Consider the following 24863-nt stretch of genomic DNA (forward strand, 5'->3'; position numbering starts at 1 on the left):
TTTACTTTTAAATTTATATTTGGGGAAACAGTCTCCCTGCACTATTTGATAGCTTTTTAACGATAGCTACAATAAAACCGGATGTTTGTTGTTTTAATAATCAAACTTGAACCATATCCACAAACATGAATAATAAAAGATTTATTTCCGCTTTATTACTTATTGGAATTTCAACTTCTGTAGCATTATTTAGCTGCAGTAAAGATAAACCAGCCCCAGCCACAGATGACAACCCCAAATTAGAAAATCTTCCGGGACATACTTATACCCTGGCAGGTAATGGCACGTATGGATATGTTGATGGCCTAAGAGCAAATGCAGCACTCAATAATCCTAATGGTGTAGCGGTAGACGCCGCCGGCAATCTGTATGTTACCGACCAGGGCAACAATGCTATCCGCAAAATAACGTCCGAAGGCATTGTAACTACGCTGGCGGGCGGGACGGGGGACGGACTGGTTAACGGCCCCGCCAAATCGGCAAAATTTGATAATCCCATAGGTATTGCGCTCGACTCGAAAGGAAATATTTTTGTTGCCGATTTTGGTAACAACGTAATTAGAAAAATAGCAACCGACGGCACTGTGAGTACATTTGCAGGTTCGGGAGTAATAGGCTTTAACGATGGAAAAGGCCCGTTAGCAACCTTTAATGGCCCGGCGGGAATAGCAATTGACCACGCCGACAACCTGTATATAACAGATAATCATAACATTATCAGAAAAATTACGCCATCACAGGATGTTACAACATTTGCAGGCAATGTGCATTCGGGCCCCGGTTTTGCAGACGGAACCGGTTCAGAAGCTAATTTTCGGTTACCGGAAGGCTTAGCTATTGACGGTGCTGATAATATTTATGTAGCCGATTATAGTAATAATATGATCAGGAAAATAACCCCCGCCGCGGTAGTTACAACAGTTGCCGGCAAGCTTGCACCCGGATCTGACAACGGTGCTTCAACATCGGCAACCTTCAACGGGCCTCTGGGTGTAGCTGTAGATAAAAACGGAAACATATATGTAACCGATAACCTAAGCTTGATTAGAAAAATAGCGGCAAGTGGCGAGGTAACTACGCTTGCAGGCACAAAAGAAAGAGCCTTTTATGATGGTGCAAACTTACAGGCTAAATTTAATGACCCCCATGGCATAGCGGTAGATGCCAGCGGTAACATATATGTTGGCGACGAACAAAATGCCAGGATCAGGAAAATTATCCCACCTGCAAAATAATATCGATTAAAGTTTAAATTTCCTGGCACAGTTCTATTAGCACCCCATTAGCATTTTTGGGGTGCACAAAGCATACCAGTTTATTGTCAGCCCCTTGTTTAGGCTTATCATTTAACAAAACAAAACCCTCACTTTTAAGGCGTTTCATCTCCTGTTCTATATCATCTACCTCAAAGGCTATATGATGGATCCCCTCCCCTTTTTTAGCTATAAATTTAGCTATAGCACTATCGTCATTCAACGCCTGGAGCAATTCAATCTTATTTTGGTCCGCTTCGCAAAAATGCAGTAAGCACATGTTCGCTTTCAACGGTTTCGGTTTTATATACCGGTGTGTTCAATAATTTAGCGTAGATTTCCCCTGCTAACTTAACACTGTTAACTGCAATGCCAATGTGCTCCACTTTGTTCATGTCCAAATATTGTAAATTATTGGTCAGCTTTGGTTATTTGCGAAGGAATTTAGCTGAATTTCAATAAAAACTTGCGTATCTTTGTTTTGTTAATATATTTCAAAAGGACTATGAATATCCCAATTTATTTAGATAACAATGCAACTACACCGATGGACCCAAGGGTACTGGAGGCTATGTTACCATATTTTAACGAAAAATTTGGTAATGCAGCAAGCCGTAACCACGCGTTTGGATGGGTTGCAGAGGAGGCGGTTGATTACGCACGCGAACAGGTAGCCAAATTGATAGGCGCATCTGAAAAAGAGATCATCTTTACCTCTGGTGCTACAGAATCAGATAACCTTGCTATTAAAGGGGTGTTTGAAATGTACAAAGAGAAAGGTAACCATATCATAACTACTGTTACAGAGCATAAAGCTGTACTTGATGCCTGCAAACACGTTGAAAAACTGGGCGGCAAAGTAACTTATTTGCCGGTTAAAGAAGACGGTCTTGTTGATCTTGCAGTTTTAGAAGCGGCAATGACGCCTGAAACCATCCTGGTATCGATTATGTATGGCAACAATGAAATTGGTGTTATTCAGCCAATTAAAGAAATTTCGGCTATTGCCCACAAACACGGTGCATTATTTATGACCGATGCCGTACAGGCTGTTGGTAAGATCCCTGTTGACGTTAATGCTGATGGTATTGATCTTTTGGCTTTATCAGCACACAAAATATACGGCCCTAAAGGTGTTGGTGCATTATATGTACGCCGTAAAGGACCAAGGGTTAAAGTTACAGCCCAAATGGACGGTGGCGGTCACGAGCGCGGTATGCGTTCAGGTACCCTTAACGTACCGGGTATTGTTGGCTTAGGTAAAGCCTGCGAACTTTGCGGCCAGGAAATGGAAAGCGAGGCAAAACGCCTTTCAGCTTTACGCGATAAATTGCAATCAGCGCTAACCGTGTTGGAAGAAAGCTATGTAAACGGTAACGTTGAACACCGCTTACCACATGTTGCTAACATTTCGTTTAAATATGTTGAAGGTGAAGGTTTGATGATGGCCATGAAAGATCTGGCTGTATCATCAGGTTCGGCTTGTACCTCTGCTTCATTGGAGCCATCATACGTATTGAAAAGCTTAGGCCTGTCTGATGACCTGGCACACTCTTCTATCCGTTTTGGCTTAGGTCGTTTCACTACCGAAGAAGAAGTTGATTACGCAATTGAAGTAACCAAAAAAGCGGTTACCCACCTGCGCGACCTTTCACCGCTATGGGAAATGTTTAAAGAAGGTATCGACCTTAACTCAATTGAGTGGGCAGAACATTAATTTAATTTCGGATTTGGAAGGTTCGATTTCGGTTTTTTCATTTCAGATACAAAAAATAAATATTACGAGTTTAAATTATTCAATAATTCACTAACTCACTAATTCAATAATTAAAAAGACAATGGCATATTCAGATAAAGTAATCGATCACTACACTAACCCCCGCAATGTGGGCACTTTGGATAAAAGCAGCCACAAAGTAGGTACCGGTTTAGTTGGTGCACCTGAGTGCGGCGACGTAATGCGCCTGCAGATCCAGGTTGATGATAACAATGTTATCACCGATGCAAAATTTAAAACTTTCGGTTGCGGTTCAGCAATCGCTTCATCATCATTAGCTACCGAGTGGCTTAAAGGCAAAAGCATCGACGATGCTATGAAAATCGACAACATGGACATCGTTGAAGAACTTGCCCTTCCACCGGTAAAAATTCACTGTTCAGTTTTGGCAGAGGATGCTATCAAAGCAGCGATCAATGATTTCCGCGTTAAAAACGGCTTAGCGCCAATTGAAAGCGAAAAAGTACATCACTAAAAAGACTTTAAGATGCAGGAGGCAAGAAAACAAGACTTTCCCTTCTTTGTATCTTAAATCTTCATAGCATGGTACGCAAGAGACGAGTGAAAAATCTTGGCTCTTGAATCTAACAATCTTGACTCTTTTAAAAAATGGTAACTGTAACTGATAAAGCAAAAAGCAAAATAGAACACCTGATGCAGGATGCAGGGCTTGATGCCTCTTATTTCCTGCGTGTATCTGTTCAGGGCGGTGGGTGCTCTGGTTTATCATACAATCTTGATTTTGATAACGAAGAGAAAAAAGGCGATCAGTTTTTTGAAGACCAGGGAATCCGTATGGCGCTTGATATGAAATCGTTCCTGTACCTTGCCGGTACCGAGCTTGATTTTTCTGACGGCCTTAACGGTAAGGGCTTCAATTTCCACAACCCTAACGCCAGTCGCACATGCGGTTGCGGCGAAAGTTTTTCGGTATAATTCAACCTTAAAATATAAAAAGAGGCGCGATGAGCGCCTCTTTTTGTTTTGCGGTCTGCCGCGGGCTTCCGGCCCGCGGTAAAACATGGCTTCAGCTTTCAGCTGAGCCTACTAAAACATATCCTCTGCTTTAACACCATCGGGCACAGCCTGCTCCACACTCCAGTGTTCAGCTATCTTATCATTATATACCCTGAATATCTCATAAAACACAAACGTTTTACCGCTCTTGTTAAACTGCGATTGAACTACCACGAAATCCCCTTCAGCAATGAGCCTATGAATTTTAACAGATCGATTAGGCTCCGAAAGATAGCCTGCCAATCCCACGCCTGACGCGATTACAGAAGCATCATGCTCAACATAAGCGGAATCGATAAACCGAGTACCAGGTTGTTTGTTTACGATTGTCTTGTAAAATTGGTCAACAACAAGCCCGCTATTTTCCACGGAGGCATTATGGTCAATTTCAGTTGTGCCGTTAGTAGCGGTTATGGTTTTCCCGTTTTCATCGGGCAGGGGTTGAATAGCATCCCAGTGCTCTGTTAACATCCCATTTTTTAATTTAAACAGGTCGATCACGGCCATCCGTTTTCCCATAAATGAGACATCGAGGTGAATTACTACTAAATCGCCATCCTGTATCGCCCTTACAATTGGTGATTTTGCACTTTGAGGTGTCGGCGGTAAGGTTTTCAGGTAATTGATCATTTCCGTTATGCCTGCCCTCCCCTGTTTAACGGTTGGGTTGTGCTGCTTATAGTCTTCAACTATAAATTCGGGGATTAGTTCTGTTTTACGCTGCCCTACTATTTGCTTATAAAATGATAGTACTTTTTGTTTATTGGTTATAGTATCCATATAGATATATGATTTTGCTTCCCGGGCAATGCATGTAAAAATGCAGCAAATGCCCAAAGTAAATATTTGAGTAATTTTCATTACTGTTAAATAAAATTGATCAGAAATTTTGAGACAATACTAAACACTGCCGCGAATTGCAGCGTGTTACGAACCTGTATCAACAGGCCGGGGCCTTAGGCTACCCTTGTTTTATATGTGGAGATAGTAATTATGAAGCGAAGATAAGGAAAGTTTGGAAATTACCAGACTTACGAAGTTTCAAAAACTTCGTAAGTCTCTTCCGGTTTTGACAAAGCTTATCAAAACACCTTGATCACCTGCCCCGTAATGGCCCCAAGCACGCTTTTAACATAAGCATTGGCTACCTTATCCATAGCAACAGGCTCATGACCGGGAAAGTATTCAAAGTAGCCGGGCGAATCTTCAACAACGCCCGGGCTTACCGCGTTGATCCGCACGCCGTTTTGGAGTTCAATGGCAGCACCTAATACAAATGAATTTAATCCACCATTAATGGCACCCAAATTCACTCCGTTTACGACAGGATCTTCCGAAAGAATACCTGAGGTGAGCGTGAACGAGCCTTTAGGATTAATATAATGCTGGCCTATCAGTACTAAATTTACCTGTCCAAGCAATTTGCTTTCAATTCCTTTTTTGAAATCGGCAGGTGTTGTGCTTGCGAGCGGGCCAAAATGCCCCGATCCGGTAGTACTCACCAACGCGTCAAACGGACCAACCTTTTTATAAAACGACTCAATTGATTCGGGCGAAGTAATGTCTAATTGAAAAGCTCCGCTTTTAGAACCGGCAGTTATAATCTCGTGCCGGCCTTGCAATGCCTCAGTAACCTTTTTGCCAATAGTGCCCGAGGCACCAATGATAATTATCTTCATAGTATATGTTTTTTGTACAAGTTAACAAGTGCTAACTAAATCAGCATCATCAAAAAGTAAGATGCGCTCAGTTTGTCAAATACCTGTATCAATGCTTGTTTTTATAAAAATAGATTTAGATTTGTTTCCAATATCCAATTATATAAATGAGTAAAAATACCGAGCTTTCAACTGTTCCGAGTTTCATTCGTAATACCGTTGCCAAAATTCATCCTTTAGATCATACTTTCCTGCTCCATAAAGTTAAAGATACCTGGGTGGAGATCAGCTACGGTGAAGCCTTAGAAAAAATAGACGCGATTTCGGCCTGGTTCCTGCACATCGGTATCAGGAAAGGCGACAGGCTTTCATTAATCATCGAAAACGGGCCTAACTATGTTTATTACGATCAGGCCCTGCAACAGATTGGCGCAGTTAATACCTCCATATACCCTACTCTTACCGAAAACGAGATCGAATATATCCTGAACGATTCGGGGGCACGCACCATCATTTGTGGTAACCCCTTCCTGTTCAGAAAAGTTTTAAAAGTGGCCAACAACTGCCCGGAGCTGATCCGCCTGATCCCGGCATTTGATGATTTTGAAAAATTCAGTGATAAGGTAAGCTTAAATGCCGGCGTAATTGGCTTTGAACAGGTAATAGCCGAAGGCAGCAAATTGCTGGAGCAATATCGCCACGCCATTAATGCCGCCCGTGAAGCTATCTTAGCAACTGATACTTCATGCCTCATTTATACTTCGGGGACTACGGGGGTACCTAAAGGCGTAGTACTAACCCATCATAACCTCACGCAAAACGCTATCAATAGTTTAATTCAGATTCCGTTTGTTGAAAAAACTGATAGATTTCTGTCGTTCCTGCCACTATCGCATGTATTCGAGCGCACCATTTACCATATAGCTATTTACCGGGGATCACAAATAGCTTTCGCCCAAAGTTTGGAGCTGCTGGCCAAAAACATGGGCGAGGTTAAACCTACTATACTTTGCTGCGTACCCCGATTACTGGAACGCATCCACGACAAAGCCATCAAAAGCGGCACATCGGCAGGTGGCCTTAAAACAAAAATATTTCTTTGGGCATTTGAGATCGGTAAAAAAGTACGCCTGGTGCAGGAAGCCGGTAAATCGCCTAATGTTATTTTAAAGGCGCAGCACGGAATTGCCGAAAAGCTGGTATTCGGCAAGATCAAGGAAAAAACCGGCGGACGGCTGAAATTCATGGTATCAGGAGGTGGCGCACTGCCTAAAAACATCGGTGAATTTTTTGGCGACCTGGGCATTGTAATTTTGGAGGGCTTTGGCTTAACCGAAACATCACCCGTAATGGCGGTTACAGAACGTCACAGGGTAATTTATGGCACCGTTGGTCGTATTATTCCCGGTATTGAGGTGGCCATCCAGAATGTGGATACCAAACACATTTACAGCGTCCAAACACACGATAACTTTAAAGAAGATACCCTTACCGAAGAAGGAGAGATCATTGTTCGCGGGCATTGCGTAATGAAAGGCTACTGGAACAAGCCCGAAGAAACCGCCACTGTTATTGATTCGCATGGCTGGTTCCATACCGGCGATATCGGCAGGTTTTTCCGCGGCAACCTTCAGATTACTGATCGTCTCAAAAATATGCTGGTGAACGCCTATGGTAAAAATATCTACCCTACTCCGGTAGAGAATACCTACCTCAAAAGCCCTAAAATTGAACAGGTATTTTTAGTGGGCGATAAACGTGAATATATTGCTGCCATTATTGTGCCTGCACGCGAGACCCTGCAGGAAACTTTTAACCTTCAAAATGATTTCTTTGAACGCCCTGAGGTATTCATTAACGATAAAGAAATAGTTGACTGGATAGCCGCCGACATCAGGAAATACAGCAATGAACTGGCTAAGTTTGAACGCATCAAATCATTCAAAATAAAACGTAATCCTTTCAGCATGGATGAGGGCGAGATCACCCCTACCATGAAAGCCAAACGTAAGGTCATCGAAAAGAAATACGCCGCCGATATTGATGAACTGTATGTTGGGGAGACGGAGGAAGATTAGTTTTTGGGGATTACACCGATTAATTTTTGATTTCACCGATTTGAAAATCTGATTAGATTATTTTTGATTAATAACTTAAATGCCGTAGACTCAAATCTGCGGCATTTTTGTATCTATCAATTCGAAACTCATCAAACAATCGGTGCAATCTCAAAAAAACAATCGGTGTAATCCCAAAAATACTAAATTTGTTAGCATGAAGCGATCCGGCAGTGCTGACTTACCTTTACATTATGGCTATGTACCGCAATGGCTTGCCGAGCGCATGGCTAAACTTGGCCTTGCTGTGGTAGAAACCATCGTGATGGACTTTGGCAAAGATGAAGTGCTTCGCCGGCTGAGCGATCCTTTTTGGTTTCAGAGTTTGGGCGCTGTTATGGGGATGGATTGGCATTCCTCGGGCATAACCACTTCTGTAATGGGCGCTTTAAAAAAGTCCATCAACCCGCATAGCCGCGAATTGGGCATTTATATCTGCGGCGGTAAAGGAAAACATTCTACTCAAACACCTGCCGAACTGGTTAAAGTTGGCCAAACCACCGGACTGGATGCAAATTACCTGGTAAAATGCAGCAAACTGAGCGCCAAAGTTGATAATACCGCCATACAGGATGGCTTCCAGCTTTATACCCATAATTTTATTTTAAGCGACACCGGCAAATGGGCCGTGGTTCAGCAAGGCATGAGCGATGTAAGCCGTACGGCCCGCAGATACCACTGGCATTCCGAACAGTTAAGCTCATTTGTTAACGACCCGCATACTTTTATCTATGGTAAAAACAGCGGCTATATCCTTAACATGACAGATAAGGGAGCGGATGGTTCGCGCAACGGTGTTATGCAGATTGCCGCCGAAAACCCGGGCATCATGATCAACGAGATCAGTAAACTGGTGATGCCCAGCCATCATGAAGTACATGCCAAAGATGTCGACCTGAAACGCCTTGGTGCCGTACTTTGGCTGGCTCATGAAAAACAACCCAAAGATTTTGAAGATCTGCTATTGCTGCAAGGCTTAGGGCCCCGCACGTTACAATCGCTGGCCCTGGTAAGTGAAGTGATCCATGGCACACCATCCCGGTTTAAAGACCCGGCGAGGTTTTCCTTTGCCCATGGCGGCAAAGATGGCGCCCCATTCCCGGTGCCTACCAAAGTTTATGACGAAACCTTAAGTACCCTGCAAACGGCTATTCAAAAGGCAAAAATGGGCAACAGCGATAAAAATGAAGCTATCAAACGCCTTTCCCAAATAGCCGAAAGGGCTGAAAAAGATTTCACGCCCAATGCCAACTTTGATAAAGTTATTGAAAAGGAACGTAACGACTCGTGGAAATATGGGGGCCGTACCGTTTTTGGCAAAGCCAAACCACCTGTTGAGCAGCAATTAAAGTTATTTTAATGTACTGCTAATCAGCTTTGCAGTATCTAAATGAGCCTGTAAACCAGGTAACATTTTATTTGCAAAATCGGCAAGGCTCGTATTTCTCCGGTCTTTTCCCGCCGTTTTGTATAAAGCTATTTGTTCAGTATGATCGTTTATAACCACTTGGATATAGGCCTTGTCAAACGCGCCGGCACGTTTTGTATCCAAATCATTAATAATTTGCTGATGCATAGGGCTAATAACAACCGAATCGGCAATAAAATTATCGGTCCTTAGTTTTTTGAAATCATCTGCCAGCATAGTATGGTCATCAATCATGAGCTTGGCAAACTGAATAACGCGTTGATTTTTTGAATTTGCGATTGCCAAACCAGATGCTTTTACAGAGGCGAGGGTTGATTCTTCCCCGCTTTTAATAAATAATAAACCGTTATCATCAACCAGGGCCTTGTTATAATTATTGGCATGCCGGTTACTTTGGCATGATTGTGCCATCACTAAAGCAAATAGGAATAATAAAAAGCTGGTTAATCGGCTCATGTTAATAGTTTAGTGTTTCAATATAACAAAAAAAAGTCGCAGTGGTTTTTTTACTTATTCCGTCTAAATTCAGAATCTAATCATCGTTTAAAACAACTTGTTCACAGGCACTTAAAGTTAATATTTTACTGCCGATGGCGGCCTCAAAAAGAAACGGATTGTCAGTTTAAACATACACTTGGGCTATAAAAAACACATTTGTATTTATAGTTAATCTTTTTTATATTTAAATTAATTCGCATAACAGCTGCAGTTATAAAAATGTTAAAATGCAACTATTTTAGTCCATAATTATAATCAACTCAGCATTAGGGAATTGAATTTTATAAGCCTTAACAATCCTAACAAAATAGAAGCTGCTTTGTAAATATTTAACTACAAACCAACAAGGGGCATCAATGTTGAGGCAATTTAAAATGAACTACTAAACAAAACCTTTACACTATGGCCAGCACCGAAAAAATCACCTGTTATTGCTTTAATAAAGACTGCGCAAACTCCATATATAACGATGCCACCTGCTTATCGATACAAGTGCCACTTGAGGTTGCGTTATCACGTACCTTGAATTGCATTGAATGCGGTACCGAACTTTTGTCTCCGTTACTTATCGAAATCAAAAAAGATATCCTCAATCTTATTAAAGACGATCGGCACCGTTCGGTTGCTATCATTGATGATGACATTATTTTTCATGAAACGGTTAAAATCATATTGAAAGATAATTGGTTAAATGCAAGCTTTTATATGGATCCGGAACCTGTTTACAAAGCATTATATAACAACCGGGATAAACATGCAGAAATACCCAACATTATTTTTCTTGACCTCGATATGCCGGTAATGGATGGGTGGGAATTTTTAAAGTTATTCAATAACATTTACAGCTCATTAGTAAAACCTGTGTCGGTTTATATTATTTCAAACTCTGTTGACCCTGCCGATCAGAAACGGGCCAAGGCGTACCCCTTTGTTAAAAGCTTTATTTCAAAACCATTAACAAGGCATTTTTTGGGTAAGATAAATGAAGAGCTTTCAAGGAATACAATTGCTCTTGAAGCAAAACCGGCACCTAACTGGCAGCAATAAATTGTTAATCGGGATATGAAAAGGAAAAATTCAAGTTCCCTTTTGTGTTTTATGTGATTACACAAAAGCCGGGCCTAAGCTTTACCTTTGCAAAATGGACTATTTTAAAAAACTGCTCAGTTTACTGCAAACTGAGCAGGACGAAGACCGCCAGGCTTACCTCAAACTAACTGAAACATCTTCAACTGCCGAACGCCGGGCAGCAGGGCTTACATGGTACCCCATAGCCATAAAAGGCACCGAAGTAGGCCGCGGAGATTACCTTACGGTTGAGGTGGAACGGCCTTCTCACCAGGACCTTAGTCACCAGTTCAGGTTCGGCGCTTCGGCTGCATTGTTCTCCAACCATGATCCTAAAACCGATCGTGTAAACGGCACAGTATCGTACCAGGGCGGCAACCGGTTAAAATTAACTTTGAACACCGACGAGCTACCCGACTGGACCAGGAGCGGCAAGCTTGGCATCGACCTGCTGTTTGATGACAATAGCTATGACGAGATGCAGAAGGCGCTTAAACTATCTGCCATGCTTGTTGATGATCATAAAGAAGGCCACCTCACCCGGGTGTTAACCGGGCAAAGTACGCCGGCTTTTATCCCCGAAACAATTCATCACCCGCTTAATGGTTTAAACGCTTCACAACAACAAGCTGTTCAAAAAATAATTGAGGCACAGGAACTTGCCATAGTTCACGGCCCTCCTGGCACCGGTAAAACAACCACGCTTGTACAGGCTATCAAAGCGCTGATAAAACAAAACAAACAACAGATCCTCGTTGTAGCGCCAAGTAATACAGCGGTTGATTTGCTAAGCGAAAAGTTAAGTAATGAAGGTTTAAATGTACTCCGCATTGGCAATCCGACAAGGGTCTCTGAAAAGTTAATGGCTTTAACTTTAGATAGCAGGATAAATGCCCATAGCGATATGAAGGAGATTAAAAAGCTTAAAAAGCAGGCTTCAGAGTACAAGAACATGGCGCACAAATACAAGCGTAATTTTGGCAAAGCCGAACGCGATCAGCGCAAAGCGCTTTTTGATGCAGCCCACCAGCTCATTAAAGAAGTGGATAAAACTGAACAATTTATTACGGAGGACCTGATTGGTAAAGCGCAGATAATTACGGCAACCCTTGTAGGCGCCAACCATTATACCATCCGCAATTTAAAATTCCATACGGTGGTTATCGACGAAGCCGGTCAGGCGCTTGAGCCCGCCTGCTGGATCCCGATATCGAAGGCGCAAAAAGTGATCCTTGCCGGAGATCATTTGCAGCTCCCGCCTACCATTAAATCGCAACAGGCAGCCAAAGATGGCCTTAGTACTACCTTGCTCGAAAAATGCGCTGCCCTCCACCCCGGAGCGGTAATATTGCTCGAAGAACAATACCGTATGAATGAAGCCATTATGGGATTTTCATCCAAAGAGTTTTATGACAACAGGTTAAAAGCGCACCCCATCGTTGCCCATCAGTTGTTATTTCCCGGCGATTTGCCTATAAGCTTTGTTGATACCGCGGGCTGTGGTTATGATGAAAAACAGGAAGGCACCAGTACGGCGAATCCCGAAGAGGCCTCATTCCTGTTCAAACACTTGCATAAGCTGGTAAGCGAACTCACTGGATCTTATTCAACAGAAAACTTCCCAACTATAGCAGTTATTTCCCCATACAAAGAACAGATCAGGATTTTAAACCAATTGTTACTGGATTCACCGGAGTTACTAATTTATGCTGATAAAATTGCCGTGAATACTATTGATAGTTTCCAGGGACAAGAACGTGACGTGGTTTACATCAGCCTCACACGCAGCAATACCAACGGAGAGATAGGCTTCCTGAGCGATATCCGCCGCATGAACGTAGCCATGACCCGCGCCCGCAAAAAATTGGTAATGATCGGTGATAGCTCAACACTTGCATATGCTCCTTTTTATGGAGATATGATCAGTTATGCGGAACAGCTAAACGGCTATCAAAGCGCATGGGATTATGCAGGCTACGATTAAACGTCAATTGTTTGTTACATAAGCTTTAGCCCCATTCCAGCATAGGATAATGGTTAAATTTATCCTTTCAACATTATCCACGCCTTGTATGAATTTTAAAGCACACTATTTAACAAAACTCATCACGTTCGCAAGCTTTTTTATCTTTTCAGGGCAAACAAACAAAGTGTCGGCCCAGGTCATGACCGATGATCCACATTTGGGCATTATCCCTGCCCCTGCTTCCATTACCAAAAATAGCGGCACGTTTACATTTAGCCAGCTTACAGCAATCAAGGCCGATAATCCGAAAGATAAAGCTGTTTTATGGCTAAAAAGCTATCTGCAGGATACCCGGCACCTGAATATTAAAATAACTAAATACAATTCAAAGCTTAAAGCCGCAAAAAGCAGGGGGCTGATCTTAACTGCAAAGGGAGCCAATAAATTACCCGCGGAAGGTTATAAACTAACCATCACCCCTCGTAATATCATCATAGTTGGTAAGGATGCAGGCCTGTTTTACGGTATCCAAACCTTACTGCAACTTTTCCCGGTTGAAAACGCAGCCGTTTACAAATTGCCTTGCGCGGTAATTGAAGATTCGCCCCGCTTTGGATACCGGGGAATGATGTTGGACGTATCGCGTCATTTCTTCACCATTCCGCAGGTAAAAAAAGTGATCGAACTTATCGCCTCTTACAAACTCAACACCTTCCACTGGCATTTGGTTGATGGCCAGGGATGGCGTATCGAAATCAAAAAATATCCTAAACTTACGCAGGTGGGTGCATTCCGTCAGCAAACCATGTTTGGCAGCAACCGCGACTGGCCCGATTCGGTTAGCTACGGCGGCTATTATACCCAGGATCAAATTAAAGAGGTAGTAAAATTCGCGGCCGACAGGTATATCAACGTTATCCCCGAAATTGAAATGCCTGCCCATTCCGAAGCTGCCTTACGTGCTTACCCTGAGTTTAAATGTGATACAGTTGTTGGACAAAAAGCCCCGCGCGATATCAATAATTTGTACTGCCCTACCGAACAAACGTTTACCTTTTTACAGGATGTGCTTACCGAAGTAATGGCACTCTTCCCAAGTAAATACATCCATATTGGTGGTGATGAGGCAGGGAAAGAACCATGGAAACAATCGGCATTTTGCCAGGCTTTGATGAATGAAAAAGGACTAAAAGATGAAAAGGAATTGCAAAGTTATTTTATCCAAAGGATAGAGAAATTCATTAACTCAAAAGGCCGCAGTATTATAGGTTGGGATGAGATATTAGAAGGCGGTCTTGCCCCTAACGCCACCGTGATGAGCTGGCAGGGTGAAGAAGGAGGCATTAACGCTGCCCGTCAAAAACATAACGTGATCATGACACCGCAAACCACCGGTAACTACTTTGATCATTATCAAAGCAGTTCGCCGCAGGAGCCTGTATCATTTGGCCGTTATGCTACTTTAGAGGAAACTTATAATTATGATCCTGTTTCAAAGCAGCTTACTCCCGACGAACGGAAATATGTAATAGGCACCCAGGGCAACCTTTGGACGGAGTATGTGCCTACAGTAGCCAAGCTTCAATACCAGATCATGCCGAGGGTATTCGCCCTTTCGGAAGTAGCCTGGAGCAAGCCGGAGAACAAGGACTATACAAACTTTTCAGAAGTACGCCTCGCCAAACACTTTGCAAGGCTTGATGCCATCAATTATAACTACCGTGTTCCCACTGCGCTGACAACAATTGATACCATGGTAGTAGGCCCTCATTTTGTTTACACGCTAAAATCGGTGGTACCCGGCGCTAAGATTTATTATACATTAAACGGCCGTGACCCGTTGGATACCGATTTGCAGTATGAGGGGCCTATCATGTTCTCCATTCCGCAAAACGAAAAACGGGAATTGAGGACAAGGGTAATTACACCATCCGGGCGCAGGAGTATTGCTACCCGCACTTTAATGTACAATAAAGCGCCACTACCTCCGGTAACCTACACGACTAATAAACAGGGGCTCAAATACAGGTGGACAAAAAATACATTCACCTCACCCGATCAGCTTAGTTATACAGCACCTCAAGATTCGGCTGTCAGCAATAAACTGGATGCTGAAGCTTTGAAAAAAGACAACCCGAATTTTGGTGTAGTTTATGACGGTTACGTGAATATATTGGCCGATGGTACTTATAACTTTACCCTTGCAAATTATGCCGCCAGTCAACTGTTTATTGATGGCGTACAGCTAACAGAAGCTGAATACGCGTTGCCGCTGGCAAAAGGTTTTCATCAAATAAAGGTAAAGTATATATACAACGCGCCGCCACCGCCAACCGGCAGGTACAGGCCCCGCGTAGCGCCGCTTAAAGTATATGTTACTGCTCCGGGAAGTTTTGAAAAGAAAGAGTTGAATGCAGCTGATCTTTATTATTGATACATGGAATTAGGTATTAGCACCTTTGGTGAGATCCACCCCGATGGGACGAGCGGCAACGCCGTAAATGCCCATAAGCGGGTTCAGGAGTTATTGGAAGAAGTAAAGCTGGCCGATGAGGTTGGTTTAGATGTATATGCCTTCGGCGAGCACCATCGGCCCGATTTTGTGATCTCGGCACCTGAAATATTGATATCAGCAGCAGCGGCTATTACCAAAAACATCCGGCTGTCAAGCTCGGTTACAGTATTGAGTTCGGTCGACCCTGTGCGTACATTTCAAAACTTCGCCACTGCCGACCTGGTATCTGGTGGCCGTGTAGAGATGATAGCCGGCCGGGGCTCCTTTATTGAATCTTTCCCGCTTTTCGGTTTCGACCTGGATGATTACGATGCATTATTTACCGAGAAGCTCGAAATGTTTTTGCAGATCAACAAGCAGGAAATTGTTTCGTGGCAGGGTAATTTCCGGGCAACAATCCGGAACCAGGGCGTATATCCTCGTCCGCTGCAACAGGAAATTCCGGTTTGGATTGGCGTTGGCGGAACCCCTGCCTCAGCAAAACGGGCAGGAACGCTTAACCTCCCTATGATCATCGCTATTTTGGGCAGCGCGCCAAAACATTTTGTACCCTTTGTTGAGCTTTATCGCGAGTCGGCAGCTAAAGCCGGGCACGATGTAAGCAAGCTCCAATTGGCCATCAGTTCACAATTTTATATTGCCGAAAACTCACAACAAGCAGCCGACGAGTTTTATCCAAGCTATGAAGCCCTCATGACCCGCGTCGGCAAAGACAGGGGCTGGTCGCCCATGACAAGGGAACAATTTGAGTACCTGCGCGATTTTGGGCCATTGGTAGTAGGCGATCCGCAACAAGCCATCGACAAGATCATGCAACAATATGAGCTTTTTGGTAATACCCGTTTCGTAGCCCAATTGGTTACCGGCTTCACCAAACATAAGGATATTTTAAAAGCAATTGAACTTTACGGCACCAGGGTTGCCCCTGTTGTACGTAAAGAAACTCAGGCAAAAGCTTAAACTTTTGCCTGAGTTAAAAACTCTTCAATGATAGTTACCGCCGGGTAGTTCCCATCTTCACGAACCTCACTAATCTCACCTATATAATCGCCATGGCCTGCGGGCAAAATACAAAGTTGGGCATTAGGAAGTGTGCGGTATAGCTCAAGCGTATGCTCGGGCCTGATCACGTCTTTATCTCCGGCTATCACCAACGCCGGCATTGTTATTGAACGGATGGCCTCATCGCTCCAATCCTGAAAACCCTGCATCCGGTGAAGGTCACGCTTATGCATTATTTCTAAAGCGGCCTGGTCATTGTTTATGGCGAGGAATGCGTCCTGCAAAGGTTTGGGCATACTGTCAAGGGTCGCGTTCTTCATAAAATCCCAAAACCAGTCATCAAAACCACTGCGTTTATAAAACGAAGAAGCGATCACTATTTTATGAACCAGTTGCGGATGCCTGATGGCTATTTGCATAGCGGTATTACCTCCGTTGCTAAAACCCATAATATCGGCCTGTTTTATATCCAAATGCTTGAGCAAAGCGGCTACGTCATCAGCATCTTGTTCAAATGAGGTAGGTACACCTCTATCGGGCGTACGACCATGCGCCTGGAGGTCTACCCCAATAACCTGGTGATTTTTCGCAAAGCCCGACAATACCCTGCCAAAAGTAACGCTGATATCTGAACCGCCGCCATGGATTAATACCAGCGGGAAGCCCTCGCCGTGAATTTCATAATACATTTTCAGGCCGTTAACTGTGGCATAGTTACCGGAAACATTTATTTGTGTCATATCCATAGGTTTTAATTTCAATACAAACTTATCAGTATGAAGATAAGGCGCCGGGTAGTAAATATGACAATTTGAGGTATAAAAAATGACAGCTCCGAATTATTGCTGCACAGCCATAGCGGTAACGGCCTGCAAATACCAGGCGGCATGAGGTAACCATTGTTCTGTCCAACGCCATTCGTTGCCTTTGTCTTTTATTTTAAAATCGATACCGCTGCCGTCGGGATTTTCCTTTTTACCGGTGATTCCGTTAGAAATCCCACCCTTGCCCGATCCATGGCCGAAATTTGAACTCATATAAGGCACATTGTTTTTACCATACTGGTACATAAAGCACATTTGATAAGGGTTACAACCCAATATCCAGGCTATCTGGTGCGATGCATACTCTGCCAGTTTTCTTTTTATGCCCCAGCCTCCTTTTTCGGGATATACTAACCGCCCGCCTACTAATGCCGCCGCTGCCAGCGAGCCCAGGCGCGCATTTTCACCTTGCCACCACCAGCCGGTTTCATTTTCATGCGGGATAAAAAAGCCATCTTTTACAGCACCCCTAAACTTAAAAGATTGGCGGGCATAGCCAAACGGATTATCCACATTAGCGGTTACCTCCAGGTTATAATCCAGTGCTTTTTTTATGGTTGATAATGCATTGGACCGCTCATCAGCTTCTTGCTCCTTATCCAGGTACCTGCATAAAGCAATAACGGGTAAGCCGGCATCTGCTGCGTGCCAGAAAGGCCTGTCGCCGTCGTCAGCAATAAAATATCCCGCGGGGCTCATTCGCTTGTTCAAACTTAGCGCACGTTTTCGGGCTTCATCACGATAAAGGGAACTATCGGTAGCAATCCACAATTCGGTAGCAGCCATCAGGGCACAATAGTCGTCAATGATATTTTCCTTGCCGTCGTCATCATATTGGGTATTGTTTGCCAGCAAGTGCGCGAAAGCCCGTTTGGCAGCGGCAAGATATTCCGCCGACTTAAAGTCACCGTCTTTTTTCAGTTGCGAGATTCGCGCCAACGATGCAATAGCCATCCCACCTCCTTCTCGAAAAGCAGCCTGGTACTCATCTGTTGTAACGCTGTTTGCTTTTAACCCTACAACACGCCTGGCTTTAGGATCTTTATTAAAATAGCTGAATACGATCATGTAAAAATAATCGTCTTTTGACAGGGCGCGCATCATGTAGTCGGCCCCCCAAAGTGCTTCATTCATCATGCCATCATAAATCCCCAGTTTATTTAACAAACCCGGCGCGGTTTGCATTGTATTGATCATTGACCAGGTTACCAACGGTATTTGCTGGGGCGACATAAAATTAGCATAAGCCAAATGCGAAAAGTATTTGCTTACATCGCCCGACGCATCACACCAGCCGCCGCGCAGGTCAACTGTTTTATCGCTGCCATAAAGCTGAACGGCTGCATCGGCCTGCAGCTCCGTTGATGTGTTAGCCCGCTGCTTATTATAATAACTCAATACCGATGGGATGGTAGTTACTGCCAGTGCGTTTTCCCTAATTTGAAACCAATCGGATTGGGAATGAAAATCTTTAGTACCAATGTAAACCCTGTATTTCCCCTCCGCTTTGAATTCCGAAAAGTCAGCCTGGTAAAAATATCCGTCCTTGTCCCATTCCTCAACCTTTAACGGACCATTTAACGGAGCAATATATACAGCATTACCATTTGAGTTTTGTAACGCGAAAAGTATACCCGGCACAAGTTTGGTGTCGCAACGCACAACAACAGTTTTTGCTCCCCGGGCATCATACCCTACCTGGTTCATGTAAAAAACAGGATTCGCTTTACACAGATAGCAAAACAGCGAAAAAAAAGCTGACAGGATAATTCGGCGAACAAATGAATTCATGTAAATGCAGTTTAATGATCAATGCAATTTACAGTATTTATAAACCGACAGTTAGTAACCCTGGCCTAAAAGCGGCAACCATACCCCTAATTTACCACTACAATTTATCCAAAAAACGCTTTATAATTTAATGGGGTATTAAAACAAACTATAACATGCTGCCTGTTTACCCGTTTTATTTAGGTAACTTTGAAACTTATAAAAATTGGCCGTTACATTAAGCTGATTTATTGAGAACTATTAATGACGGGAGGTGTAACAACCTCTTTAACCCGATAACCGAAGCCCTTGTATAAATACTTTACGAGGGCTTTCGCTTTTACAAACACTATTATGGACGAAAGAAATTATTTAAGCACGTGGCAAAAGTACATGCCTGTAATACGCCTGCACTTGAAAAGAAGTCTGCAAGACGAGCAGCAGTTTAAGTTAAATATAACTGATTTTGAAGCGGCCGGCAGCAAGGGGAAATCCGGTTATACCTTTAATATCAATATCGAAAACGGCAAGGTCACCAACAACATCAGCGGATCGGCAGTGGCGCGCGATTTGTACGAACTCCTTAAAGCCGATGAAGCTGTTAAAGCGATTTTAAAGGATAAAAATGTAAAGATAAGCGTTGGCAAATCGTTTGTCCTCAGTATTAAAACTACGCACTTATCTTCGTACAGATAATAATATCCGGAAGTAACTTCAAAAAGGAAATAACCTGTCAGGGGGCTATTTCCTTTTTTTATGAGATGATTTTTTGCTTTTACCTGAAGAAGAAGACTTTTTTGAAGATGACTTCTTAGAGGAAGAAAGCTTTGATGAAGAAGAATGTTTTGATGAATGAGAGGTTCTTTTTGAAGACTTTCCATGTCTTCTCCTCGGGCGGTATCCTTCATCTTCTATATTCTGATCTGCCGGTCTCTCCATTTTCCTGATCTTCGGACCAAAATCAATAGCCTCATCATGAAAAAACTTATCAAAAGGATTAAAATAATAGATGTTAGCTGCATCGTAGATTTTGATACTTGCTTTTAAACGGTTATTGAAAGCTTCTTCGTCCTTAAGCTCAGGGGCTGTCCATCCAGCTTCGGCCAAACCGGCTATACGCGGAAACAGCATAAAATCAAGGCGCTTTTCAGAGCCGATCATTTCAGTCCAGACATTGGCCTGTACACCAATGATCTGTTTTGACTGCAGGTCTTCGTTATTCTGCATCTGCCTTTCAGGGAAACCATAAACGCTACCCACGGTATTATACACACCTTTCCACCTGCGGCCCGAGATATGATCAGCATCCTGCACAAAATCAAAATACATAGGCAGGCGCGGACAAAGCACTACCTGGTAGCCTTTTTGAACGGCTAAATGCAGCTGGCCCGGTAAATTTTGCCTCCACCAAAAGATAATAGTTTTATCAGCCGGCAGGTTTGTTCCGGTAGCTTCATCCCAGGCCAATACTTTATTACCTGCGTTTATGGCAGTGTCGGCTACGCGCTTAAAGAAATAACGCTCCAGCTCGCCTACATCGGCAAAATTATTTTTCTGCATAAACCCGGCTATTGAAGGGTTAAGCGACCAGGCTTTAACACCCAAAGCCACTTCATCACCACCCAAATGGATCATTTTAGAAGGAAAAAGCGTGCTGGTTTCCTTAATGATATTACCAAGAAACTGGTAAGTGCTATCGATTGCAGGATTAAAGGTAAAATTAGGGTATCCTTCAACACTGCCGCCGCTAAACTGCGGATAAGCTTTGTTGGCCGCTGTAGCATGGCCCGGCATATCAATTTCGGGGATCACAGTTATAAACCTTTCCGCGGCATAAGCAATGATCTCTTTGATCTGTGTTTGGGTATAATATTGAGGATCGGCAATTGAATCACTGTAATTACCGATTCCGCCAATCAGTGTTAGCTTAGGATATTTTTTTATCTCCAAACGCCAGCCCTGGGCATCGGTTAAATGCCAGTGAAATTTATTCAGCTTATAGTAAGCCATCCAGTCAAGGATCTGCTTAACTTTTTCCATCCCGAAAAAATGGCGGGATTCGTCGAGCATCAGACCCCGCCATTGATAGCGCGGGGTATCGGTAATGGTTAAAGACGCTAAGCTGATGGTTTCGCCCCGGGGCTGGTCTTTGATCATTTGCAGCAAAGAGATCATCCCATAAAACACCCCATCACGGTTTGACGAAGAAATGGTAATTTCATTGGCAACAATTTTTAAGGAATATGCCCCCGCGGCGGGATCGCCGTTGGTTAACAACAAATGAATAACACTGCCTGCATCTTTATTATCAACGGCAAGCGTAAAACCGGCCGACAGGCTTACCTGTTTTTGGAAGTAACGGGCTATTGGCAACAACGAAGCATCATTTACACCAACGGTACTGTGATTACTAAAAGTAAACTGCCCTGTACCATTAACAACAGACTTGGGCTGCGGGATTATATTGACATTTTGCGCCCGTACGTATCCGGAAAACAAAATAAATACAAGTACGATCTTAAATTTCATTTAAAAACAACTCAAATAGTTTGGGGCTGCTATGATATGAATTTTCTTTGAAAAACCCGGTAATTTGTTTGTAACAAAGTGTTTAACTGCTGCAACCAGGCAGATTTTTATCCGTGAGGTCATGAAATCACCTATCAATGGGTTCCGGGAGTTGTATAAATTGCTTCACAATTTTTGAGATACGATTGTGAGTTTAGCTATAACAACATGTAAAGCGTTACTAAAATTACCACAGCGCGAAGAACAATCGCAAAACGAGCGTTCCGGATAAATTGCAAATTACTAAATTACAGCAATTTACATCAGCACAAGTATTGCATCCTATGAACCAGGCTCGCATCAAAAGGGCGGGAAGGAATATTTCTGGCCTGTTATTCCGCAACAGATATTTCGTGATTGCTTCAGTAGTAGTTGTTGTTTTAGCAGCTTCAGTTTATTTACTTTTTTCATCTCCTAAATACAAAGTGAGCATAGAGTTGGCTGCTTCCGGCGATTGGGAATTACTAACGACAGCAATTAAGGAGCTGCGCTCTGAAACCACGATAGAAAAAGCGGTCAACGCGTTAGGGCTCCAGGTAAGTTATTATCGTAAGGGAACTTTTACAACAAAAGAGATTTACGGGGATTCATTACCCATTAAGCTTATATCTGGAAAGAGCAACTTCTATACTGCTCCTGTTGAGATCACCATCAATTTAATTAATGGCAACGTTTGCAGGATTGATCAGAATAATGTACTCACAGATGTGCCTTTATACCACCCGGTTAAATACGGATCTTTACGTTATACCATAATAAAAGGGCCTGCCTTTAAACCAATACAACTACCGCTGATAGTGAAGCTCACTCCCCCAGCCAACTTAACCGAACATTTTAGTAAAAGTTTAACTGCAAAAGTTTTGAGTAGCAACACTTTTGAATTGAGCATAAACGCGAATAATGCTCAAAAGGGGCATGATTTTTTGAACAAACTTGTAGAAATTATTAATGCCCAATATGCCAAACCAAGCTCACCCACTAAACCGGCGGTTATTGATACCATGTTACTTCTTAAATTAAACGATAGTATAGCATACTATAAAGCAATGGCCGATAAATATCATGAACAGCAAGCCATACTGAACAACATCAAAAAACCAAGGCAAATGCCAAAGCCGAGAGCTATTCCGGTACTGGTGACGGTAAAGACTGCATTGACTGAAAAAGAAAGAGCCAGCTTAAATGCACTTACTGCCGTTAAAACATACGCCTTGAAACCTAATGATGTTTTTGTTATCATACCGGATGATCATCAGGTTAGCGATTACCGTATCGAAGCACTCATACAGGATTTTAATAAAGCGCAACTCAATAAACAGCGGGTAATGCAGGATTCGGACAATGCTGATGCAAGTGTTTACGCCTTCAAACTCGAACTTAATTCAATAAAAGAAGCACTTGTTAACAGCATAACGGTAAAAGAACAGAAAATCAGAAATGCTCATCAAATTAAAGATGTCCGCCAACTTAAGTACATTGATCAACCAAAAGATGTTGAGCAACCTCAAGATAGTGTGCAACCAAAAGATATCGATCAGCCAAAAGATTCAAAATCAATAGCATCATTTTTATCGCTGCAATTGAATGATTCTATCGCCCAAATAAACACTATAATTGAAAGTAAGCAACAACAGTATTACAGGCTGTTACATGGATCAGGCGGGCAAGCCCCCAGGCCAAGGCTCATTATAAATGAAACGTGGCACACGCGGGAATCAATGATCTCCAAATCATTATTAGTATATTTTTTTGCATTACTGACGGGTTTGCTGCTGCCCGTTTTATTGCTGATTATAAATGAATATATAACATCAGTCAAAAAAAGGGCGGCGCAATAAAATGCAGGGAAAGGCATATCTCTAACATGCAAAACGGCCGATCAGGATTTCTGATCAGCCGTTTTCCGTTTTCACGGGGGTAGATAAAGCTTATTTCCAGCCGCCGCCTAATGAGCGATAAAGCTCAGCGTTGGCACTAAGTTGAGCCATTTTAATAGATGCTAATTCAAGCTCACCTTGCAATACATTACCCTGAGCAGTAATCACCTCAAGATAGGTAGCAAGCCCGTTTTTAAACAACATGCTCGCATTGCTTGTAGCTTGTTGCAATGTTTTAACGCGGTTAGCTGCGATTGTTTGTTGCTCTTTAAGTTTTTGGAGCCTTACCAAAGCGTCAGATACTTCACCAACCGCATTTAATACAGATTGACGGAATTGGATCACTGTTTTTTCGCGGTCAACTTTGGCAACTTCGTATTGAGTACGCAATTGTTTGTGTTGCAACAAAGGCTGAGCAATACCACCGGCAACAGTACCAAATAATGAAGCCGGAATATTAAACCAGTTGCTTGATTTAAATGAGTTTAAACCACCCTGACCGGTTATAGTTAATGAAGGGTAAAGCTGGGCTTTAGCGATACCAACCCTCGCGTTAGCAATATTTAAAGCCAACTCAGAACTGCGTACATCGGGCCTGCGGCTCACCATTGCTGATGGTACGCCTGCCGAAAGTGTTTCGGGGAAAGTAATATCATTAAGGTTTAGCGCTACGTTCAATGGCGTCAGGTAACCTACCTGCCAATATGCTCAAGCCATTCTCCTGAACATTGATATCGCGTTCAAACTGAGGAACCAATTGCGCAGCAGCTTCTAACTGGGCCTGTGCCTGCTGAACACCTAAAAGCGTCACCTGGCCGGCATCGTACTGCAATTTGATGATGCGCAATGTACTGTCATTCAGTTTTACGTTTTTCTTAGCTATTTCAAGTTGCTCGTCGAGCATCAGCAAGTTATAGTAACCTTGCGATACACTTGATACGATGTTGGTTTGGATAGCCCTTTTAGCTTCATTAGTTTGCAGATACTGGGCCAAAGCTTCACGGTTTTGACTGCGGATTTTACCCCAGATATCAGCCTCCCATGAAAGCGCCAGGTTAGCATTATAATCTTCGACATGTTTAGTGCCAATATTGTATTGTTTGATGCTTAGGCCCGTAACACTGTTATCAGACGGGCGGTTGGTGCTTGCAGTAACGTTTAATCCAAGGGTAGGAACATAGTTCCATTTAACTTGTTTAAACTGCAATTGTGCAGCCTCGATATTTTTAACGGCCACCTGCATATCGTAATTTTTAACGATGGCACTGTCAATCAGCTTTTGAAGAGCAGCATCGGTAAAAAAGTTTTTCCATTGCAAGTCGGCAATGCTGCTGGTATCGCCGGTGGTAACCGCGTTCCTGAAAGCTTCAGGTTGCGCGTCCTTTGGCGTAGCAACATCTTTTGAAACTTTACAGCCTGCCAGCACTACCAGTGCTAAAGCCAAACTGCCTATTATATTTTTCATTGTTATATCTTTTTTAAACTATCACGGATTTTAAAGGCCGTGATAGTTTTAGTTGATGT

The 24863-nt window shown here is 43.0% G+C and carries 22 protein-coding genes; 12 read left to right on the forward strand and 10 right to left on the reverse strand.

Translation table 11 applies throughout. From position 1 onward, the window contains the following. The first annotated feature begins 125 nt into the window (after positions 1-125). Positions 126-1235: an NHL repeat-containing protein gene (locus ABID99_RS14235; protein WP_373614122.1), complete on the forward strand. Its 1110-nt coding sequence runs from the start codon at positions 126-128 to the stop codon at positions 1233-1235. A gap of 13 nt (positions 1236-1248) precedes the next feature. Here ABID99_RS14235 and ABID99_RS14240 read toward each other — a convergent pair whose 3' ends face one another. Together ABID99_RS14240 and ABID99_RS14245 are read right to left on the reverse strand one after the other, a co-directional pair. Beyond that, a complete protein-coding gene (locus ABID99_RS14240) occupies positions 1249-1488 on the reverse strand; it encodes a VOC family protein (protein WP_373614124.1) in 240 nt (79 codons plus the stop codon). Positions 1489-1495: 7 nt separating this feature from the next. Then, positions 1496-1648, reverse strand: a complete 153-nt coding sequence (locus tag ABID99_RS14245; RefSeq protein WP_373614126.1) for a hypothetical protein — start codon at positions 1646-1648, stop codon at positions 1496-1498. Positions 1649-1758: 110 nt separating this feature from the next. On the opposite strand from ABID99_RS14245, the gene ABID99_RS14250 reads away from it, so the two are divergent. From ABID99_RS14250 to ABID99_RS14260, 3 genes are all read left to right on the forward strand, one after another. Further along, on the forward strand, positions 1759-2970 hold the full coding sequence (locus tag ABID99_RS14250) for an IscS subfamily cysteine desulfurase (protein ID WP_188831696.1): 1212 nt from the start codon (positions 1759-1761) through the stop codon (positions 2968-2970). Between the two features lie 121 nt (positions 2971-3091). Beyond that, on the forward strand, positions 3092-3505 hold the full coding sequence (gene iscU / locus ABID99_RS14255) for a Fe-S cluster assembly scaffold IscU (RefSeq protein WP_076378185.1): 414 nt from the start codon (positions 3092-3094) through the stop codon (positions 3503-3505). Positions 3506-3639: 134 nt separating this feature from the next. After that, the gene (locus tag ABID99_RS14260) at positions 3640-3966 is read left to right on the forward strand and encodes an iron-sulfur cluster assembly accessory protein (RefSeq protein WP_091168048.1); all 327 of its coding nucleotides are present in this window, start codon (positions 3640-3642) and stop codon (positions 3964-3966) included. Positions 3967-4077: 111 nt separating this feature from the next. On the opposite strand, the gene ABID99_RS14265 is transcribed toward ABID99_RS14260, so the two are convergent. Next, complete coding sequence (locus ABID99_RS14265; RefSeq protein WP_373614127.1) at positions 4078-4908, reverse strand: nuclear transport factor 2 family protein; 831 nt, start codon at positions 4906-4908, stop codon at positions 4078-4080. Positions 4909-5129: 221 nt separating this feature from the next. Then, entirely contained in the window at positions 5130-5726 is a 597-nt protein-coding gene (locus ABID99_RS14270; RefSeq protein ID WP_176624024.1) for a short chain dehydrogenase, read from the reverse strand. A gap of 146 nt (positions 5727-5872) precedes the next feature. Here ABID99_RS14270 and ABID99_RS14275 point away from each other — a divergent pair, with 146 nt between their 5' ends. Together ABID99_RS14275 and ABID99_RS14280 are read left to right on the forward strand one after the other, a co-directional pair. Further along, the gene (locus tag ABID99_RS14275; protein WP_373614129.1) at positions 5873-7783 is read left to right on the forward strand and encodes a long-chain fatty acid--CoA ligase; all 1911 of its coding nucleotides are present in this window, start codon (positions 5873-5875) and stop codon (positions 7781-7783) included. A gap of 196 nt (positions 7784-7979) precedes the next feature. Beyond that, positions 7980-9182, forward strand: coding sequence for a DUF763 domain-containing protein (locus tag ABID99_RS14280; protein ID WP_373614130.1), 1203 nt, complete (start codon positions 7980-7982; stop codon positions 9180-9182). On the opposite strand, the gene ABID99_RS14285 is transcribed toward ABID99_RS14280, so the two are convergent. Beyond that, a complete protein-coding gene (locus ABID99_RS14285) occupies positions 9174-9707 on the reverse strand; it encodes a DUF4142 domain-containing protein (protein WP_090524797.1) in 534 nt (177 codons plus the stop codon). The genes ABID99_RS14280 and ABID99_RS14285 overlap by 9 nt on opposite strands. Before the next feature lie 444 nt (positions 9708-10151). Between ABID99_RS14285 and ABID99_RS14290 the strand changes: the two genes are divergently transcribed. The 4 genes from ABID99_RS14290 to ABID99_RS14305 all read left to right on the forward strand — a co-directional run bounded on the left by ABID99_RS14290 (position 10152) and on the right by ABID99_RS14305 (position 16258). After that, positions 10152-10796, forward strand: coding sequence for a two-component system response regulator (locus tag ABID99_RS14290; RefSeq protein ID WP_090524795.1), 645 nt, complete (start codon positions 10152-10154; stop codon positions 10794-10796). 94 nt (positions 10797-10890) lie between these two features. After that, a complete protein-coding gene (locus ABID99_RS14295) occupies positions 10891-12801 on the forward strand; it encodes an AAA domain-containing protein (RefSeq protein ID WP_373614131.1) in 1911 nt (636 codons plus the stop codon). 88 nt (positions 12802-12889) lie between these two features. After that, positions 12890-15217: a family 20 glycosylhydrolase gene (locus ABID99_RS14300; protein WP_373614132.1), complete on the forward strand. Its 2328-nt coding sequence runs from the start codon at positions 12890-12892 to the stop codon at positions 15215-15217. Between the two features lie 3 nt (positions 15218-15220). After that, on the forward strand, positions 15221-16258 hold the full coding sequence (locus tag ABID99_RS14305; RefSeq protein WP_373614134.1) for an Atu2307/SP_0267 family LLM class monooxygenase: 1038 nt from the start codon (positions 15221-15223) through the stop codon (positions 16256-16258). Here ABID99_RS14305 and ABID99_RS14310 read toward each other — a convergent pair. Continuing rightward, entirely contained in the window at positions 16255-17040 is a 786-nt protein-coding gene (locus ABID99_RS14310; protein WP_373614136.1) for an alpha/beta fold hydrolase, read from the reverse strand. The two genes, ABID99_RS14305 and ABID99_RS14310, sit on opposite strands and share 4 nt — an antisense overlap. Before the next feature lie 99 nt (positions 17041-17139). Then, a complete protein-coding gene (locus tag ABID99_RS14315; RefSeq protein WP_373614137.1) occupies positions 17140-18915 on the reverse strand; it encodes a glycoside hydrolase family 9 protein in 1776 nt (591 codons plus the stop codon). A gap of 333 nt (positions 18916-19248) precedes the next feature. On the opposite strand from ABID99_RS14315, the gene ABID99_RS14320 reads away from it, so the two are divergent. After that, a complete protein-coding gene (locus tag ABID99_RS14320) occupies positions 19249-19590 on the forward strand; it encodes a hypothetical protein (RefSeq protein WP_176624006.1) in 342 nt (113 codons plus the stop codon). 45 nt (positions 19591-19635) lie between these two features. Here ABID99_RS14320 and ABID99_RS14325 read toward each other — a convergent pair whose 3' ends face one another. Then, positions 19636-21423, reverse strand: a complete 1788-nt coding sequence (locus tag ABID99_RS14325; protein WP_373614139.1) for a beta-N-acetylhexosaminidase — start codon at positions 21421-21423, stop codon at positions 19636-19638. A gap of 323 nt (positions 21424-21746) precedes the next feature. Here ABID99_RS14325 and ABID99_RS14330 point away from each other — a divergent pair, with 323 nt between their 5' ends. Next, entirely contained in the window at positions 21747-23300 is a 1554-nt protein-coding gene (locus ABID99_RS14330; protein ID WP_373614140.1) for a hypothetical protein, read from the forward strand. A gap of 90 nt (positions 23301-23390) precedes the next feature. Here ABID99_RS14330 and ABID99_RS14335 read toward each other — a convergent pair whose 3' ends face one another. Together ABID99_RS14335 and ABID99_RS14340 are read right to left on the reverse strand one after the other, a co-directional pair. Continuing rightward, positions 23391-24017, reverse strand: coding sequence for a TolC family protein (locus ABID99_RS14335; protein ID WP_373614142.1), 627 nt, complete (start codon positions 24015-24017; stop codon positions 23391-23393). Beyond that, a complete protein-coding gene (locus ABID99_RS14340; RefSeq protein ID WP_373614144.1) occupies positions 23995-24804 on the reverse strand; it encodes a TolC family protein in 810 nt (269 codons plus the stop codon). The genes ABID99_RS14335 and ABID99_RS14340 overlap by 23 nt, the downstream gene beginning before the upstream one ends. Between the last annotated feature and the right edge of the window lie 59 nt (positions 24805-24863).

This window comes from Mucilaginibacter sp. OAE612, assembly GCF_041806395.1.
Taxonomy (GTDB): Bacteria; Bacteroidota; Bacteroidia; order Sphingobacteriales; family Sphingobacteriaceae; genus Mucilaginibacter; species Mucilaginibacter rubeus.

Bases quoted from the DNA above. Each gene is read 5' to 3' on its own strand.
- ABID99_RS14300 (WP_373614132.1), top strand. From the start codon at position 12,890: ATGAATTTTAAAGCACACTATTTAACAAAACTCATCACGTTCGCAAGC.
- ABID99_RS14285 (WP_090524797.1), bottom strand. From the start codon at position 9,707: ATGAGCCGATTAACCAGCTTTTTATTATTCCTATTTGCTTTAGTGATG.
- ABID99_RS14320 (WP_176624006.1), top strand. From the start codon at position 19,249: ATGGACGAAAGAAATTATTTAAGCACGTGGCAAAAGTACATGCCTGTA.
- iscU (WP_076378185.1), top strand. From the start codon at position 3,092: ATGGCATATTCAGATAAAGTAATCGATCACTACACTAACCCCCGCAAT.
- ABID99_RS14250 (WP_188831696.1), top strand. From the start codon at position 1,759: ATGAATATCCCAATTTATTTAGATAACAATGCAACTACACCGATGGAC.
- ABID99_RS14270 (WP_176624024.1), bottom strand. From the start codon at position 5,726: ATGAAGATAATTATCATTGGTGCCTCGGGCACTATTGGCAAAAAGGTT.
- ABID99_RS14265 (WP_373614127.1), bottom strand. From the start codon at position 4,908: ATGAAAATTACTCAAATATTTACTTTGGGCATTTGCTGCATTTTTACA.
- ABID99_RS14290 (WP_090524795.1), top strand. From the start codon at position 10,152: ATGGCCAGCACCGAAAAAATCACCTGTTATTGCTTTAATAAAGACTGC.
- ABID99_RS14330 (WP_373614140.1), top strand. From the start codon at position 21,747: ATGAACCAGGCTCGCATCAAAAGGGCGGGAAGGAATATTTCTGGCCTG.
- ABID99_RS14245 (WP_373614126.1), bottom strand. From the start codon at position 1,648: ATGAACAAAGTGGAGCACATTGGCATTGCAGTTAACAGTGTTAAGTTA.
- ABID99_RS14310 (WP_373614136.1), bottom strand. From the start codon at position 17,040: ATGACACAAATAAATGTTTCCGGTAACTATGCCACAGTTAACGGCCTG.
- ABID99_RS14340 (WP_373614144.1), bottom strand. From the start codon at position 24,804: ATGAAAAATATAATAGGCAGTTTGGCTTTAGCACTGGTAGTGCTGGCA.
- ABID99_RS14315 (WP_373614137.1), bottom strand. From the start codon at position 18,915: ATGAATTCATTTGTTCGCCGAATTATCCTGTCAGCTTTTTTTTCGCTG.
- ABID99_RS14260 (WP_091168048.1), top strand. From the start codon at position 3,640: ATGGTAACTGTAACTGATAAAGCAAAAAGCAAAATAGAACACCTGATG.
- ABID99_RS14275 (WP_373614129.1), top strand. From the start codon at position 5,873: ATGAGTAAAAATACCGAGCTTTCAACTGTTCCGAGTTTCATTCGTAAT.
- ABID99_RS14325 (WP_373614139.1), bottom strand. From the start codon at position 21,423: ATGAAATTTAAGATCGTACTTGTATTTATTTTGTTTTCCGGATACGTA.
- ABID99_RS14280 (WP_373614130.1), top strand. From the start codon at position 7,980: ATGAAGCGATCCGGCAGTGCTGACTTACCTTTACATTATGGCTATGTA.
- ABID99_RS14305 (WP_373614134.1), top strand. From the start codon at position 15,221: ATGGAATTAGGTATTAGCACCTTTGGTGAGATCCACCCCGATGGGACG.
- ABID99_RS14235 (WP_373614122.1), top strand. From the start codon at position 126: ATGAATAATAAAAGATTTATTTCCGCTTTATTACTTATTGGAATTTCA.
- ABID99_RS14295 (WP_373614131.1), top strand. From the start codon at position 10,891: ATGGACTATTTTAAAAAACTGCTCAGTTTACTGCAAACTGAGCAGGAC.